Origin of the sequence: Agrobacterium vitis, from assembly GCF_037039395.1 — a bacterium.
In the GTDB taxonomy this organism is placed as follows: Bacteria; Pseudomonadota; Alphaproteobacteria; order Rhizobiales; family Rhizobiaceae; genus Allorhizobium; species Allorhizobium vitis_E.
This window is the reverse complement of sequence record NZ_CP146241.1, coordinates 44,836-59,070: the sequence shown is the minus strand read 5'-3', so window position 1 is coordinate 59,070 and position 14,235 is coordinate 44,836. Positions and strand designations below refer to the sequence as shown.

12 protein-coding genes and 4 pseudogenes are annotated in these 14,235 nt (G+C 55.6%); 11 read left to right on the top strand and 5 right to left on the bottom strand.

The features are described from left to right. Positions 1 to 274: 274 nt before the first annotated feature. The 10 genes and pseudogenes from V6582_RS00315 to V6582_RS00270 all read left to right on the top strand — a co-directional run bounded on the left by V6582_RS00315 (position 275) and on the right by V6582_RS00270 (position 6,263). Positions 275 to 763 carry a cupin domain-containing protein gene (locus V6582_RS00315; RefSeq protein WP_156634456.1) on the top strand — a complete coding sequence of 163 codons (489 nt, stop codon included), beginning with the start codon at positions 275 to 277 and terminating at the stop codon, positions 761 to 763. Between the two features lie 307 nt (positions 764 to 1,070). Next, entirely contained in the window at positions 1,071 to 1,958 is an 888-nt protein-coding gene (locus tag V6582_RS00310) for a Ku protein (protein WP_156634457.1), read from the top strand. 3 nt (positions 1,959 to 1,961) lie between these two features. Continuing rightward, positions 1,962 to 2,774, top strand: a complete 813-nt coding sequence (locus tag V6582_RS00305) for a Ku protein (protein WP_156634458.1) — start codon at positions 1,962 to 1,964, stop codon at positions 2,772 to 2,774. A gap of 414 nt (positions 2,775 to 3,188) precedes the next feature. Then, a complete protein-coding gene (locus V6582_RS00300) occupies positions 3,189 to 3,311 on the top strand; it encodes a hypothetical protein (protein ID WP_272950809.1) in 123 nt (40 codons plus the stop codon). A 59-nt stretch (positions 3,312 to 3,370) separates the two neighbouring features. After that, on the top strand, positions 3,371 to 3,988 hold the full coding sequence (locus tag V6582_RS00295) for a flavodoxin family protein (protein WP_156634459.1): 618 nt from the start codon (positions 3,371 to 3,373) through the stop codon (positions 3,986 to 3,988). A gap of 120 nt (positions 3,989 to 4,108) precedes the next feature. Beyond that, entirely contained in the window at positions 4,109 to 4,768 is a 660-nt protein-coding gene (locus tag V6582_RS00290) for a DUF6766 family protein (RefSeq protein ID WP_156634460.1), read from the top strand. Positions 4,769 to 4,781: 13 nt separating this feature from the next. After that, positions 4,782 to 4,934: pseudogene (locus V6582_RS00285) on the top strand (response regulator); the annotation flags it as partial. 197 nt (positions 4,935 to 5,131) lie between these two features. Next, the gene (locus tag V6582_RS00280; RefSeq protein ID WP_156634461.1) at positions 5,132 to 5,605 is read left to right on the top strand and encodes an Hsp20 family protein; all 474 of its coding nucleotides are present in this window, start codon (positions 5,132 to 5,134) and stop codon (positions 5,603 to 5,605) included. 76 nt (positions 5,606 to 5,681) lie between these two features. Continuing rightward, positions 5,682 to 5,981 carry a DUF982 domain-containing protein gene (locus tag V6582_RS00275; RefSeq protein WP_156634462.1) on the top strand — a complete coding sequence of 100 codons (300 nt, stop codon included), beginning with the start codon at positions 5,682 to 5,684 and terminating at the stop codon, positions 5,979 to 5,981. Between the two features lie 9 nt (positions 5,982 to 5,990). Beyond that, positions 5,991 to 6,263 (top strand): hypothetical protein, encoded by a 273-nt coding sequence (locus V6582_RS00270; RefSeq protein ID WP_156634463.1) that lies wholly within the window; start codon positions 5,991 to 5,993, stop codon positions 6,261 to 6,263. Positions 6,264 to 6,275: 12 nt separating this feature from the next. On the opposite strand, the gene ligD is transcribed toward V6582_RS00270, so the two are convergent. Further along, entirely contained in the window at positions 6,276 to 8,933 is a 2,658-nt protein-coding gene (gene ligD / locus V6582_RS00265) for a DNA ligase D (RefSeq protein WP_156634464.1), read from the bottom strand. A gap of 424 nt (positions 8,934 to 9,357) precedes the next feature. Between ligD and V6582_RS00260 the strand changes: the two are divergent. Then, a pseudogene (locus V6582_RS00260) lies at positions 9,358 to 9,435 on the top strand (DUF1127 domain-containing protein); the annotation flags it as partial. 66 nt (positions 9,436 to 9,501) lie between these two features. Here the strand turns inward: V6582_RS00260 and V6582_RS27485 are convergent. From V6582_RS27485 to V6582_RS00240, 4 genes and pseudogenes are all read right to left on the bottom strand, one after another. Beyond that, a pseudogene (locus tag V6582_RS27485) lies at positions 9,502 to 9,754 on the bottom strand (IS6 family transposase); the annotation flags it as partial. Positions 9,755 to 9,765: 11 nt separating this feature from the next. Continuing rightward, on the bottom strand, positions 9,766 to 11,841 hold the full coding sequence (locus V6582_RS00250) for an FIST N-terminal domain-containing protein (protein WP_349508860.1): 2,076 nt from the start codon (positions 11,839 to 11,841) through the stop codon (positions 9,766 to 9,768). A 542-nt stretch (positions 11,842 to 12,383) separates the two neighbouring features. Then, positions 12,384 to 13,139 (bottom strand): annotated as a pseudogene (locus V6582_RS00245) (IS6 family transposase). Positions 13,140 to 13,265: 126 nt separating this feature from the next. Continuing rightward, the gene (locus V6582_RS00240) at positions 13,266 to 14,150 is read right to left on the bottom strand and encodes a LysR family transcriptional regulator (RefSeq protein WP_156634466.1); all 885 of its coding nucleotides are present in this window, start codon (positions 14,148 to 14,150) and stop codon (positions 13,266 to 13,268) included. Positions 14,151 to 14,235: the final 85 nt, after the last annotated feature.

Genomic DNA, 14,235 nt, shown 5'->3' with positions numbered 1-14,235 from the left:
CTTGCCGAAGCATCGTCAGATGCTCGACTTCAATCTGACATGTCCGGCGCGCAGAGCATGGTGCGGCAAGCGCGGAGGAGTTCGTCTTGAGATCGGAATACTGATCGTTACACCAACCGAGATTTTCTATTGAAGCTCATCTCACCGAGTTGGGAACATATTGACCTTACCGGCATCTATACCTGTGACGGAGAGCATCAGATGCCGAGCGGATTAAGATCGCTCCGCCTTCTTCCTGAGACATCAAGCATCTTATCTGCCGAGGTGGTCCCATATGAACGTCGAGAAAGTCATTTTCCAGCAAAGTGAATGGGTGCCGAACAATCAGCGGCTACCAGTCCTGATCTATCAAGCGGCTTTGACGGAGGCCGGGTCATCCGGGTTCGAGGCTGCGTTCTCCGGGAATGGCTGGACCGGAATTTGGCGAGACGGCGTTTTCGATTATCATCACTACCATACTGGTGCTCATGAGGTGCTTGGAGTGGGAAGCGGTAGCGCTACACTCCTTCTCGGTGGTCCCGATGGCCGAGAATTCAAAGTTTCCAAAGGGGATTGCCTCATCTTGCCGGCTGGAACAGGCCATCGAAACTTGGGGTCGTCGCCAGACTTCCAGGTCGTGGGCGCTTACCCGAAGGACCAGCACGCTGATATTCAGACGTTGGCGGCAACGGCAGAGATGCAAGAGAAAATCTCGTCACTGCCAGTGCCTGACATGGACGCTCTGTATGGCTCAACCGGCGGCTTGGTGGAAATATGGCGATGACAGCTGGTTTTTCCAACGGGCGAAGCGCAGATCAGCGTCGAGACATTGCCCTGAGACTTCGCCGGATAGAAATCATAGAAGGCCTCCTGGAATTCGACCTGGTCAGCTTGCAGCTCTACGCTGACTCCGTGGCCGACGAACGGCAGTTCCTTTCTCGGCTCTTGTCAGGGATGGCATCAAAGAATTGACGGCGCGGCTTCGGGAGCCATCTCGGGGTCTCCCTCACCAGAAGTCGTTATCTGAGCGGGTGTCGGAACCAAATATCCTTGATTTTGGTTAGTTGAGGCGACGGTTTGGAGGACGCAGAATGGTAGCACATCGCGCTCAATGGAAGGGTCATCTGAAGATCGGGGATCTCAGCTGTGCGGTTGGCCTTTACACCGCTGCTTCGACTTCCGACCGGATCAGCTTTCATATGATAAACGAGAGCACCGGAAACCGCTTAAAACGTGAATTTATCGACAACGAGACCGAAGAGATCGTGGAACGCGACCAACAGGTGAAGGGCTTCGAGACCGGCAACGGCGACTATATCATGATCGATCCCGAGGACATCGCGGCGGTCGTGCCTGACTCCGACAAGATGCTCGAAGCCGAAGCTTTTATTCCCTGCGGCAAGATCGATGACGTCTATTTTGACAAACCTTATTATCTGGTGCCGGTCGATGATGTGGATCAAGATGCCTTTATCAGCATCCGGGATGCCCTTCGTAAAACAAGTGCCACGGCCATCGCCCGGACGGTTTTATTCCGCAGGATGCGGACTGTCCTGATCAGGGCTCACGGCAAGGGTCTCATCGCAACCACTCTCAAATTCGACTATGAAGTCCGCTCTCCCACGGAAGCCTTCAAAGACGTGGTGAAGATCAAGGTCAAAGCCGAAATGCTCGATCTGGCCAAGCACATCATCAATACGAAGAAGGGGGACTTCGAGCCAGCGAAGTTCGATGACCGGTACGAGGATGCACTTGCCGCGCTGCTGAAGGCGAAGTCGGAAGGCAAGGCCCTTCCGAAGCCGAAGCCCATCAAGGTTTCCAAACCAAACGACTTGTTCAAGGCGCTGCGAGACAGCGCCGGGCTGGATAAGCGTTCGGAGAAGAAGCCGAAGGCCGCCAATGCCAATTCAGGAAAGAAGGCGACCGCATCCAAGTCCACCAAGAGCCGGGCGAAGCAGACACAGAAGAAAGCGAGTTGATCGATGGCAACACGTCGCCCATATTGGAGAGGCTATCTCAAGCTTTCACTCGTTACCTGCCCCGTCGCAATGACCCCGGCGACATCTGAGTCCGAGAAAGTTCGCTTCCACACACTCAACAAAAACACCGGCAATCGAGTTCTCTCCCAGTATGTGGACAGTGTCTCCGGCAAGCCAGTGAAGGACGATCACCTGGCGAAGGGCTACGAGCGGGGTGAGAACGATTACGTCATCTTGACCGACAAAGAGCTGGAATCCGTCGAGCTGGAGACGGTCCGCACGATTGACATCGAGAAGTTCGTGCCGCGCGGAAGCATTGAATGGGTCTATCTAGAGACCCCTTTTTACCTCACCGCAAATGACAAGATAGGTGATGAGGCCTTCGCTGTGATCCGGCAGGCTATGGAGGCGGAGGACGTTGTTGGAGTATCTCGTGTCGTCCTGGGCCGCCGCGAACGCGCCGTTGTGCTTGAACCACGCGGCGAAGGCATCGTCGTTTGGGCCCTTCGCTTCGGCGACGAAGTCCGCCCGGAGAATGAATATTTCACCGATATCGAAAAGGATTCGTATGCGAAAGGCGTATCGGCGATCGAGAAAGTCATCAAAAAACGCCTAAAAGACTGGTCACCCGAGATGGTGTCTGATCCGATCCAGGAAAGCTTGCTGAAGCTAATAGCGGCTAAGAAGAAGGCAAAGAAGCCCAGCAAGGCCAAGGCTTCGAAGGAAGATGGCGAGGAAAAGAGCAACGTCGTGAACATTATGGACGCGTTGAAGAAGTCGGTGGCCAAGGAGCTAAAGTCAAGAAAGGCTGGCTGAGCGCCAGGATATGCCGCCCACCTATCAGTCTCTCTTGCTGCGAAGCTCTGCCGTTATCACTGGATGATTTGACGATCAGAACCCAGCGCAGGTCGGAACTTTCAATCGTTCCCCCAGTTAGTTCCGATCAAAGGAGAAACAAATATGGGTATGAATTCACCAAGGACGGTGGACCTGGCGTCACGGATCAATTGCTGCGTCGGGAGGGGCCTCGGGAAAATATCGCCAGGGGATGTATGCCGGCGAAAGACAATCCCGATAAGAACCGCGATGCCAACGGGGGGGCAGCGACCCAGTTGTCAACAAGGGTTCGGCCTCTAATAAGACCGCTTCGTGAAACTGCGGTTGGGCGCTCTGGGTTGTTTCCGCCCGTAGATCCATCATCCGTTTTGCTTTCCGAACCATGGGCATCCAATGTCTGGCGACACGCGGGAGGCAACCGACCGAGCGACCGAACATCTCGTCTGGTGGCAGGGCACCGTGCGGGCTGAGATCTCAGCCAATTCTGACGGCGATCTCGACGCTATCGAAACGTGAAGCGCGCACCCTTGCCGCGATAAAATCAACCCTAATATTTCCGTGAACAGGAGTTATTCATGCCCCTCAAAGTTCTGGCCCTCAACGGCACGCTCAAGTCGTCAGACTCATCGGAGGATTCCTCAACCGGCAAATTGCTCGAGTTAATCGCCCTGGAATTCAAGAAGCTCGGGGTTGAAACCGAAACCGTCCAGCTGGCAGACCACAATATCAAGCCGGGCGTGACGTCCGATGAAGGAGAGGGGGACGAATGGCCGACGATCCGTACAAAAGTGCTCGAAGCCGATATCTTGCTGATGGGAACACCGATTTGGCTCGGTCAGCCCACAAGCGTTTGCAAGCGGGCGCTCGAACGGATGGACGCCTTTCTGGAGGAGACTGACGATCAAGGCCGGATGGTTTCCTACGGCAAGGTTGCCGCTGTCGCCGTGGTCGGAAACGAGGATGGAGCTCATCATATTTCAGCGGAGTTGTTTCAGGCGCTCAATGACGTCGGCTTCACCATTCCAGCAAACGCCGTGGCCTACTGGGTTGGCGAGGCGATGGGTTCGACGAACTTTGTTGATTTGAAAGAGACGCCCGAAACCGTTCAGACGATGATATCCATGCTCGCGCGAAACACGGCACACCTCGCCGGTTTGCTGCAGCAATCGCAATATCCGGGCGAAGAGGAATAGGTGGTGGTTTGGGGGTGCAGTCCGGTGCGATCTTCAGATGCCGATGCCACCGAGGGTACGTCGGAACCCTGCGCGCGAGAATGACGTTTTCATACTTCTGCTGTAGAGGGAGGAAAGGGCATGCGGATACTGAGAGACAATGGTCTGACAATCGTTCTTCTGATGCTGACCATCGCGACCATCACCGGAATGCTTTTGACGGGATGGCAGGTCAACAACGAAGAAATCGTCTCGCATGGTGGCTTACCACTGTCGCTCGCAGCCTACGCCCTGTCCGGACACTTCCTGTCAGCCATCCTCGAGAACTGGGAAAGCGAGTTTTTGCAAATGTCAGCATACGTAATGCTGACGGCGATACTATTCCAGCGCGGCTCTGCGGAATCGAAAGATCCGGACGAGAGTGCATCTCAGAACAAAAATCCCTTGAGGTGTACTGGGGAACCGGACGCCCCCTGGGCTGTCAGAGCTGGAGGATGGGTGCTAAGGCTCTACTCCTATTCGCTGGGCATAGCGCTTGCGCTCCTATTCATTGTCAGTTTTATTCTTCACCTCCGTTACAGTATGGTGGCTGAAAATACGGAGGCCACCATGCATGGACAGCCAGCACAGTCCCTAATGGAGCATCTTGCCAGTCCGAAGTTCTGGTTCGAATCCTTTCAGAATTGGCAATCTGAATTCCTATCGACAGCTGTGATCGTGGTGCTGTCGATTTTCCTGCGGTTCAGAGGATCGCCCGAATCCAAGCCTGTTGCAGCGCCGCATTCGGAAACTGGAAGCTAATCGTGGCGTTAGCAACATGTGGGGTAGCATGGACGGTCTGAAGCTCGCCACTACAGTTCGCGATCGATGGCCGCCAGTCGAGATCATCGTTACGTCTGGTCATCTTCAGATGTGCGAGGATACGGTTCCTATCGCCGGGAAAGCGGCGAAGCAACTTCGGGCCTGACACTATACGCCCGGCTAGCTGGCGATTGAACAATCTTGCTGGCAGGGGCGAAAGTAAATTTTTTCAGGCCCTGCTCTTGAATCGGAAATTGCCAAAAACCAAATCCTTTGCTGCCAGCCGCTGATGACGGGGCTGGCCTGCTGGAAGGGCCGCTTTCGGCGCTTCCGTACCCATGTTGCTTCAAGGAGGATATGGCTATGGCAACATCTTATGACTATGCACCGCTATTCCGCTCGAGCGTCGGCTTCGATCGGGTTTTCAACCTTCTGGAAAACGCCCAGCGTGCCCGCTCGATCAGCGACTGGCCGCCCTATGATATCGTCAAGACCGGTGACGACAGCTACCGGATCTCGATCGCGGTGGCGGGCTTCACCCAGGACGATCTCGACATTACCTTCCAGTCCAACCTTCTGACCGTAATCGGCAAGAAGCAGGAGACATCCACCGAGGGCTATCTACATCGCGGCATTGCCGGCCGTCCGTTTGAACATCGGTTCGAGCTTGCCGACCATGTCCGGGTGAACGGGGCGGATCTGAGTAACGGCATGCTGTCGATCGATCTCGTCCGCGAGATCCCAGAGGCCCTGAAGCCGCGAAAAATCACCATCGAAAGCGCTCCAGCTTTGGCGTCTGCTGCTCCGGCGCAGATCGAAGCGCAGAAGGCGGCTTAATCGACATTGCCTGCTCGACAAGGGGGCGCCGTCGCGGCGGCGCCTATCAACATTCCGGGTTGGGAAGGAGAGAGCGATGAAACCCGATATGTTCAGACAGCCTGTTTCCATTCTTGTTGGCCTCGGCTTTCCGGCTGAGATTTCTAGCGTGATGGACGCCTACCGGCATCTCGTCGACTGGCCGGCGTCAATGCGAGACACTGCACATTCGATCGCACTCAAGGCCTGCAGTGCCGCGCTCCGCGGTGAAATCGAAGCGGAAACCGCACGCGGTCTGTTTGCCGCATTTGCGGAGAAACACGATCTTCTGGCGCCTGAAACGAACGCGATTGCTGCATCGCGCCTGCGGCGAGACAAAGATCCGCACGTGCTGTGAGGTGGTCCGATGATGCACGATATGCTCCAGCAGGCCGCCGACAATGTGATGGGACCAACGGTTCTGCCTCATGGCATGCGGCTTCAGCGGCCAATCGACGTGGTAAGAGCGCCGATTTTTTCCGTCGATGACAAGCGCGAGATCCTTGCCGCCTGGGCGTCGGACTTTTACGCTGTCGATTCCAATCCAGCGCTCCGTTATTTGCCGGGAACACCAGAACCAATCTCGATCGATGAAGTGCAGTCTGCCCTCAAAGAACTCGATCAGCGTTATTGTATCTGAAGGTTTGCGCGTTTAGGCGGCCTGCTTCATCGCTTTGGCAAGCCGCTTGATGGCCTGCTCCAGTGAGCGCTGTCCGCTGTAGTAGTCCTGCCAGGCGCTCGTCTTCTCAAGAAGCGCCGGCACGGTGCGGATGGTAAAGTGCTTCGGATTCAGATCCGTCTTCACCTGGGCCCAGGTCAGCGGCATCGACACGGTGGCACAGGGACGGGCACGCGGCGATAGCGGTGCGACTGCGGTCGCCATGCGATCGTTGCGCAGATAGTCGAGGAAGATGCGGCCATCGCGTTGGTTCTTCGCCATCTTGATCAAGTAGAGCTCCGGGTTCTCGCGCGCCATCTGCAGGCAGACATCATGCGCAAAACCCTTCGCCTCGGGCCAGCCGGGTTGCTTGCCCTTGGCCACCGCAAGCGGCGTCACGACATGAAGCCCTTTGCCGCCGGTGGTCTTGCAGAAACTGACGAGCCCAAGTTCCTCCAGCCGGTCGCGCATCTCGCGGGCGGCTTCGACGACGGTGGAGAAGGGGACGTCCGGCCCGGGGTCGAGGTCGAAGACGAGGCGGCCTGGAACTTCTGGCAGTGTCGGCTCACAATTCCAGGGATGCAGCTCGACACCGCCGATTTGCGCGATCGCAGCGAGGCCCTCGACGCGATCGATTTGCAGATAGGGCTTCTTGTCGCCTAACACCTGCACCAGTTCCAAGAGGTTCGACGTTCCGGGCATGGCATGGCGCTGAAAGAACTGCTCGCCGCCGATTCCATCGGGGGTTCGGATGATCGAACACGGCCGGCCTTTGATGTGGTCGATGAGCCAGGGTCCGACGGCTTCGTAGTAGGTTGCGAGATCGACCTTGGTCACCGGCTTGTCGTCGCCAGCATCGGGCCACAGCGGCTTCTCAGGATTGGAGATCAATACGCCCATGACATTTGCCTTGCCCCCCTTCCGGAAAGATTTGGCGGGGGCCGGATTTTCGGCCTCTGCCTGGGGATCAGGCACGTCGGCTTCTACCGGTGAAGAAGGCTTCTCGGCGACGACTTCCTCCGCCGGCTTGTCCTCGCGCAAGCCTTTGAATGCTGCCTGACGTACGAGCCCATCAGTCGTCCAGCCAGCGAACTGGATCTCGGCGACGAGCTGCGGCTTCAGCCAGACGATGTCGGGGTCCTTCTTCGGCGCGCCGATGCCTGTGAACGGCGACTTGGTGGTTTCCAGGTCGCGGAGCTTCGGCAAGATCGTATCGACAACCTTTGCACCATAGCCGGTTCCGACCCGGCCGACATAGACGAAGTGGTTGCCCCTGAAGACGCCGACCAGCAGCGAGCGGAACTTGCCATTCGTTTTGGCATAGGCGCCGATCACCACCTCATGGCCGGCCCGGCATTTGGACTTGGCCCAGGTCTCGGTTCGACCGGATTGATACGGTGCATCGCCTTGTTTGGAAACGATGCCTTCCAGCGATAGGCGGCAGGCCGATTTCAATACGGCGTCGCCTCCAGTTTCGAAATGCTCGACGAAGCGAAGGCGTGGGTCGTCACCTGCATCGTTCAGCAATGTCTGCAGCCGATCTTTGCGCTCGGTCAGCGGTAGCCGCCGAAGGTCCTCTTCGCCCTCGAACAACAGGTCAAAGGCAAAGTAGACCAGCGCATCGGTCTTTCCCTCAGACAGTGCCGCCTGCAGTGCGGCGAAGTCTGGCGCGCCGTGTTCATCGAGTGCGCAGATCTCCCCATCGATGATCGCGTCGGGCAGGTTTGCGACTGAGGCAGCGATGGCAGGATATTTGCCCGTCCAGTCGAGGCCCTTGCGGGTTTTGAGCGTGACCTCGCCGTTTTCTATGCGCATCTGGATCCGGTAGCCGTCAAACTTGATTTCATGAATCCATCCGTCCGCGGTGGGTGGACGTTCGCGTGTCTCGCAGAGTTGTGGCGCGACGAAGCTGGGCATTGCGGGCTTGGCAGCCTTTTTCGGCATCGGCTTCTTTTTGGTTTCCGCTTTGCGTTCTTCCGCTGCAAGGCCGTGGTTGCTGTCCCAGACCGCATCCGCCTGCACGCCGCCACTCTCAACCATGAACGGTTTCGGCTTCTTGCCTTTGCCAGCGGCGATTGCTTCCATTGTCCGCCCGGAAGCGACAGAGGTTACACTCTCCTCCAGGACTGCCGCGCCGTTTGCCTCGACGGAGAACTCATCGTGATGTTTGATTAATAGCCAATTGGTGCGCTTGCCGCCGTCACGGTCATTGCGCATCCGCACGAGGACGAAGCTGCCGTCGAGGCGCTCGCCCTTGAGCGTGAACTTTAGATCCCCCTTGGCCAGTGACTCTTCCGGGCTTTTGTTGCCTTCCGGTTCCCAGTAGCCGCGGTCCCAGAGCATCACAGTGCCACCGCCATATTGGCCCTTCGGAATCGTACCTTCGAAGTCACCGTAGTCCAGAGGGTGATCCTCGACCTCGACGGCAAGACGCTTGTCATGCGGATCGAGCGAAGGTCCCTTCGTCACTGCCCAGGATTTGAAGACGCCGTCGAGCTCAAGGCGGAGATCGTAGTGTAATCGCGTCGCGTCATGTTTCTGGATGACGAAGCGCCTACGGTTCGACGCCTCCAGCGTTGCCTGGCCGCTCGGCTCCTGCGTCTTCTGAAAATCTCGCTTCTTCTTGTAGGTTGTGAGCTTGTCGCTAGCCATGGTAGTCCCCAGTACACCCCGACATCCGCGTCGAATGACGACGGAGCTGAGGTGCGGGCCGGACAGGTGGGACGCTCGACTGCCATTTCGTTGGCCGCAAGAAGAAACCGGAAAAATCCTTGCGTTCATCATCCCTGTCACGTCCGGTTGACACGGCACGCGACCTCGAGACTGAGAAGCATCCAAGCGGCAATTTGTTCCAGTTCAGCCGGTTCGTGTCCTCGATGCGCCGTCGATCGCTTCCAGGTTTGATGGGCACCCCTTTGACAGGCCTCTGAGAAGACTCATGCTTTGGACGCGCGGCCGGCCTGAGATCTTGTACCTTATCGACCGACGGCCAAGAGCCTGTATTCTAATCATCGAAACGACGTTGGAACCAAAGCATGGTTGCTAGCGTCAAGAGATCTCACGAAAGGGGATCATCATGAACGTAGCACGCTCCTTCAACAACTAGCGCAAATAACGTCACACCGTTGCCGAACTCAGCCGCATGAGCTCGCGCGCACGTAAACTTAATGCCGTGAAACCATCTATGAGCGTGAGGCCCTGGCCTATACGGCGTGAAGGCGGCGATTTGGCGCCAAGCTTGCATGACTGCTGTTCGCTGTTCGCAATGATAGGCGGATAGAATATCATGGTGGGTAACGTTGAAGAGGTTTGCGATCGGGCCGTGGATGGATGCTAAACACTGAAGTGCTCGCGCTGATTTGAAGCGCTTCATAATCCGCTCCCTTCGGCCGACTGACTGATGGGAGTTTTTCCGCCCGTTTGTTCAGAAGTTCCTTGTGAGAACGATGTTCGACGCCTGGATCGACGCGACGCATGACATCACCTAACCGTCGATGCGTCGGAGTCGCTCAATGTCGCTGTCGATCTTCGCCATCATATCGCGCTGCGAATTCACCATTCCCTCGACTTCCGACATGGCTCCATCGATCTTTTCAAAGCCGGAAAAGACGCTTGTCAACTGCCCGGAGATCGCGCCATATCCCTCGCGTGCGGCGGCAATACGGGTCTCGGAGTGCCTGACATTGCTCCCCAATATGTGGATGCTTGATTCGACCTGCGCCAGCGCCTCACGACTTTTGTCGAGTGTTGACTTAGTGGTGCTCGCCAAAGCCCTCACTTCGTTTGCAACTACGGCGAACGAGCGCCCCGCCTCTCCGGCGCGCGCAGCCTCAATGGTTGCGTTGAGTGACAGAAGATTGGTTTGCATGGTGATTTTGTCTATCACCTCCACAATGTCATGAAGCTGGCGGGTTGTGGTTGCCATTTTCTGGAATTCGGCTTCCAGTAATCCGTCTTCGGCATCGGAAGACACGGCGGCGATGCGTTCTTCCATTTCGTGACGGATGCCTTGAACGCTTTGTCGGGCTGCGTCTGTCCGTCCAACCACATCATCCAACTGCGAGGCCAGATTGGTGGTTTGACCGATGAACCCTATTAGGCGACCGATCAGCTTGTTGCGAATGTCATTGATGCTTTGTTGCTGCCTGAGGCGCGACTGGGTGAAGTAGCTGGCAAAGCGGGCATAGTGGATGGGGAAATCATCGACGTAGCGATCATGGAAGACCTCGCCTTCCGACACGCGGAAGAATACCAGCGCGGTCAACGTCTGGTTGACATTGATGCCTAGAAGCTCGCCGAATGTGGAAAAGCCTGCCGCGGGTATCCTCCACAACATGTTCAGTCCTTTCAACTCACGGTCATTTCCCAGGCGCCGAAGGATGCAATCATTGATGACCGCACCGATCGCCTCGGGCTTGCCGCGCATGAACTGCTCAAGGTCACTGCGGGTCTGTCCGACAAAATCGGTAGCGCGAACAAGATGCAACTCGTCCCCTGCATTGACATCGCAATAAAAACCGACGCTGCCGGATTCGAGATCTATGCCCGAAATCGAGCGGACGAACAGTTCATCATCCACACGTACGGCGAAGGTGTAGCCTTTCAGCCTGTCTGACAGTTCCTGTGGCGCGCATTGCATCAGCCTGCAGAGCGTCGTGACAATGGGCTCGATCTCAACCCTATCGATATTGAGGGCTGCGTTTACCTTGCGGGTTTCCGGGCAAGCCTCGATGACGACGATCGACTTTCCGGTGGGCGTGAAATTCTGACTCTTGAGGACGCCAAATCGGGTGCCGGAAGCAATCTTGGCAAAGATGACGACGGCATGATTTTCGACAATCTGCGAGCCGTCGAAGATATATGTGTTGCGGAAGTCGAGTTTCCCACCGGCGGAGCCACCGATGAACAGGCATGGGAACCGACCGGCCTGATAGATTGCTTCCATCAAGTAGTTTTCAGAGGCCGATAATCCATCGACAAAAGTCAGGGCGACGGTGTCGTCTGCCCGGATGGCGAAGGGAAGTCGTATGCGCATGAGATTTCCAACGATTTCGGCAATGCGCTTGGAATGGCTTTTGGAGGGGCTGCCTGAGCGAATATCCTCGTTTGCGAGCGAGATGGTCTGTATCGATATCTGTTCAAACACGTCGGAACCAAAAACCTGCAGCACCACATTGTCCCACACGACAGTGGAGGCACAATAGAGGGGGCCATCGGCATTTTCGGCTTCACAAAGTTCACCGGCAGTCGTCATGGCGACCAGCTTCACGGAGCCGCAGCGCTTTCGAATGCGATCACAGACTGCGGCAAAATCGACATGGGGAGAGATATAAGCCATCACCATAGCAGCTTGCTGCCCATCGATGTACGCAATCGAATCGCCAACCCCCGACAGATGCGAATCCGTCCTGATGACATATATCGACGAACGGTCGCTGCAGGCCACCATGCTTCCATCAGACGGGGTCTCCGCAGCTTCCGACGTTGGCGGCGCAGATGGCGCTGAAGCGGAAACAACCGCAGTTGAATGGTTTGCTTTCTTAAAGCTGAACACAGACATATCTCCCATTTCTGTTGAGATGATGCCACGCTGTGGTTAAAAATACTTAATTAGCAAATGTTAAAATTAAAGACGCTATATTACAATCTTGAGGAGCGCTCAGAGAAATTGAATATATTGACAATCATCAGGGTTTATCGAAATGTTTTATCCTTTTTATGTCTGACAAAGACAGTATAGACTGTTTAACACATATATTTATGTCGTTGATATTTTTATATATGTTCAATTTTCTCTGTGTCATAGCCACTATTTGCCAGATGACGAAAAAGAGCCGAAAGATTACTCTTCCATCCCTCTCTTTAACTTTCGGAGCGAGGCGCTTGTCTATCTCGCAATTCGCGGTCGGCCTCTTCAATTGTCCGAGACAAGAGATGGGATAACATCTTCATCCCTTCCGCCTCTGCGATGACGATAACCCTTTTCAGTTCGGCAGCGACAAATTCAATGTCCTGTGAGCCTCGCAAATTTTCATTGCCCGCGATTTCTCGTCCAGATCGTTTTCGATTTGAGCCAAACTTATCAGATACGATAGGAATGTTTCACCTTGCCTTTCCGCCAACAGTTTTGCCAGGGCTTGTCGCAAACTTCCACAGAAGCCGCGGCACTGTCCAGCCGCCGGAAAAGCCGAAGCCTTTCCTCAACCACAGCATGCCTCGAAACCGGCAATCGTTCGCCTCGCGGTGTTGAAGGATTGGAAGTCGCCGATCTTTGGCATGTTCTTCTTCACACGGAAATGGTCGCTCTCAATGCCTTGTTGCAAGTGCTTGGTCACATAGTGAACGGGGTCGGGCTGTAGAAGCCCGTCTTCAATCGACGTTTTGATCGCCGACGGGAAGGTATTGGCACCATCTGTGCCGATCTTATTCGGCGACAACAAGGGCTGATCTTTCCGCATCTTGCGGAAGAACCGCTTGGCGGCTTCGAGATCTCGCTTGGCGGTCAACATGAAATCCCCCGGGTTGCCATGCTTATCGATGGCTCGGTAGAGATAGCGCCATTTGCCGCGGATCTTAACGTAGGTCTCGTCAATCCGAACCGATCCGCAATGCGGCCGGCGAAACTGGCGAAGACGCTTCTCGATCATCGGCGCATAGCTCAATACCCAGCGATTGATCGTGCTATGATCGACCTCGAAGCCGCGCTCTTCGAACATTTCTTCCAGATCTCGATAACTCACCGGATATCTCAAATACCAGGTGACCGCTTGTACGGATCAGCCATGCCTCGAAATGCCGGCCCTTGAAATCGTCGTTCGACTGCCGCTTCATCTTTTCGGTAAACGCATTCAGAATCATCGAAACGCTCCATAACATCTGGAGCGGGAATTTCTCGTGCCACGGTCAAGATACCGTTAAACACAGAAATTTGCGACAGGCTCCGAGAAAACGCCCAGACCTTCCTTTGTTAGGGAACAATGGAGGTTAGGCGCACTGTTTCAGTTCACAGATCGCCCGCGCGTGTTTGACGAATGTTTCGATGATCGCCATTTTGGGAGACGCCCGTGGCCAAACGATGCCGATGTCGCGAGCATAGTCCTTCGTGTCCAGTACGATCTTGTTAAGGCGGAGCCCTTCCGGCCACGGGGGCGCCCAATCCGGAATGATGGAAATACCCAAACCACGATCAACCAACACAGCGATGGCTTCGAGAGAATCGAGCTCGAGTCGCTCCATTGGCTTCAGCCCGCGATCCTCAAGGAAACGGTTGGCGATGCGTCCGCCCCAGTTATTGCGGTCGTACCGAATGAACTTGTGATCGCTCAGAAGTTTTCCGATATCCCGTTCAGACACATGTTCGGGGGTGATCGCGATGAGGGCCTCCTTGCGAAGGCCTATCCAGTCGACGGACTTGGGCAAAGCAAAGTTCGGCTTGATGACGATGGCGGCATCCAGCTCACTGCGAAGCAACTGAGGATAAAGGTCGTCCGACGCTGCCCGAACCAGGAAAAAATCCACATTGGGAAGATCCTCGATCAACTTCTCGAGGATCGGCGGGAAAAAGCCTGTCAGTGCGGAGGTGAAGACGCCGATCTTGAAGTCCCCCCAGATGGTACCCTCCGCAGCCAGCAATCTCAAATTGCTGATTGCCTGAAGCACCTTTTTGGCTTCCGGCAACAAAGCCGTGCCGGCCGGTGTCGGAAGAACGGTTCGGCCCGAACGTGAAACCAGCTCGATATTCATCTCTGCCTCGAGGGCCCCGATGCGTTGCGACACGGCGGATGCCGTGAGGTCGAGCCTGCGTGCGGCCTCTGCTATCGAGCCAAGCTCAGCGACGGCGACGAAACTTTCGAGAAAATGGGTGTCCAATGGAATTCCTCCTTGTTTCTCTCAGGAACAGCCGGCGCAGCCCTGATGTCAAACACAAAAGTAAGAAAATGTTGGATTTGAAGTA

Excerpts from the sequence above, each read along its gene's own strand:
- V6582_RS00290 (WP_156634460.1), top strand. The coding sequence starts at position 4,109 with ATGCGGATACTGAGAGACAATGGTCTGACAATCGTTCTTCTGATGCTG.
- V6582_RS00315 (WP_156634456.1), top strand. The coding sequence starts at position 275 with ATGAACGTCGAGAAAGTCATTTTCCAGCAAAGTGAATGGGTGCCGAAC.
- V6582_RS00275 (WP_156634462.1), top strand. The coding sequence starts at position 5,682 with ATGAAACCCGATATGTTCAGACAGCCTGTTTCCATTCTTGTTGGCCTC.
- V6582_RS00270 (WP_156634463.1), top strand. The coding sequence starts at position 5,991 with ATGATGCACGATATGCTCCAGCAGGCCGCCGACAATGTGATGGGACCA.
- V6582_RS00305 (WP_156634458.1), top strand. The coding sequence starts at position 1,962 with ATGGCAACACGTCGCCCATATTGGAGAGGCTATCTCAAGCTTTCACTC.
- V6582_RS00295 (WP_156634459.1), top strand. The coding sequence starts at position 3,371 with ATGCCCCTCAAAGTTCTGGCCCTCAACGGCACGCTCAAGTCGTCAGAC.
- V6582_RS00310 (WP_156634457.1), top strand. The coding sequence starts at position 1,071 with ATGGTAGCACATCGCGCTCAATGGAAGGGTCATCTGAAGATCGGGGAT.
- V6582_RS00250 (WP_349508860.1), bottom strand. The coding sequence starts at position 11,841 with ATGTCTGTGTTCAGCTTTAAGAAAGCAAACCATTCAACTGCGGTTGTT.
- ligD (WP_156634464.1), bottom strand. The coding sequence starts at position 8,933 with ATGGCTAGCGACAAGCTCACAACCTACAAGAAGAAGCGAGATTTTCAG.
- V6582_RS00280 (WP_156634461.1), top strand. The coding sequence starts at position 5,132 with ATGGCAACATCTTATGACTATGCACCGCTATTCCGCTCGAGCGTCGGC.
- V6582_RS00300 (WP_272950809.1), top strand. The coding sequence starts at position 3,189 with ATGTCTGGCGACACGCGGGAGGCAACCGACCGAGCGACCGAACATCTC.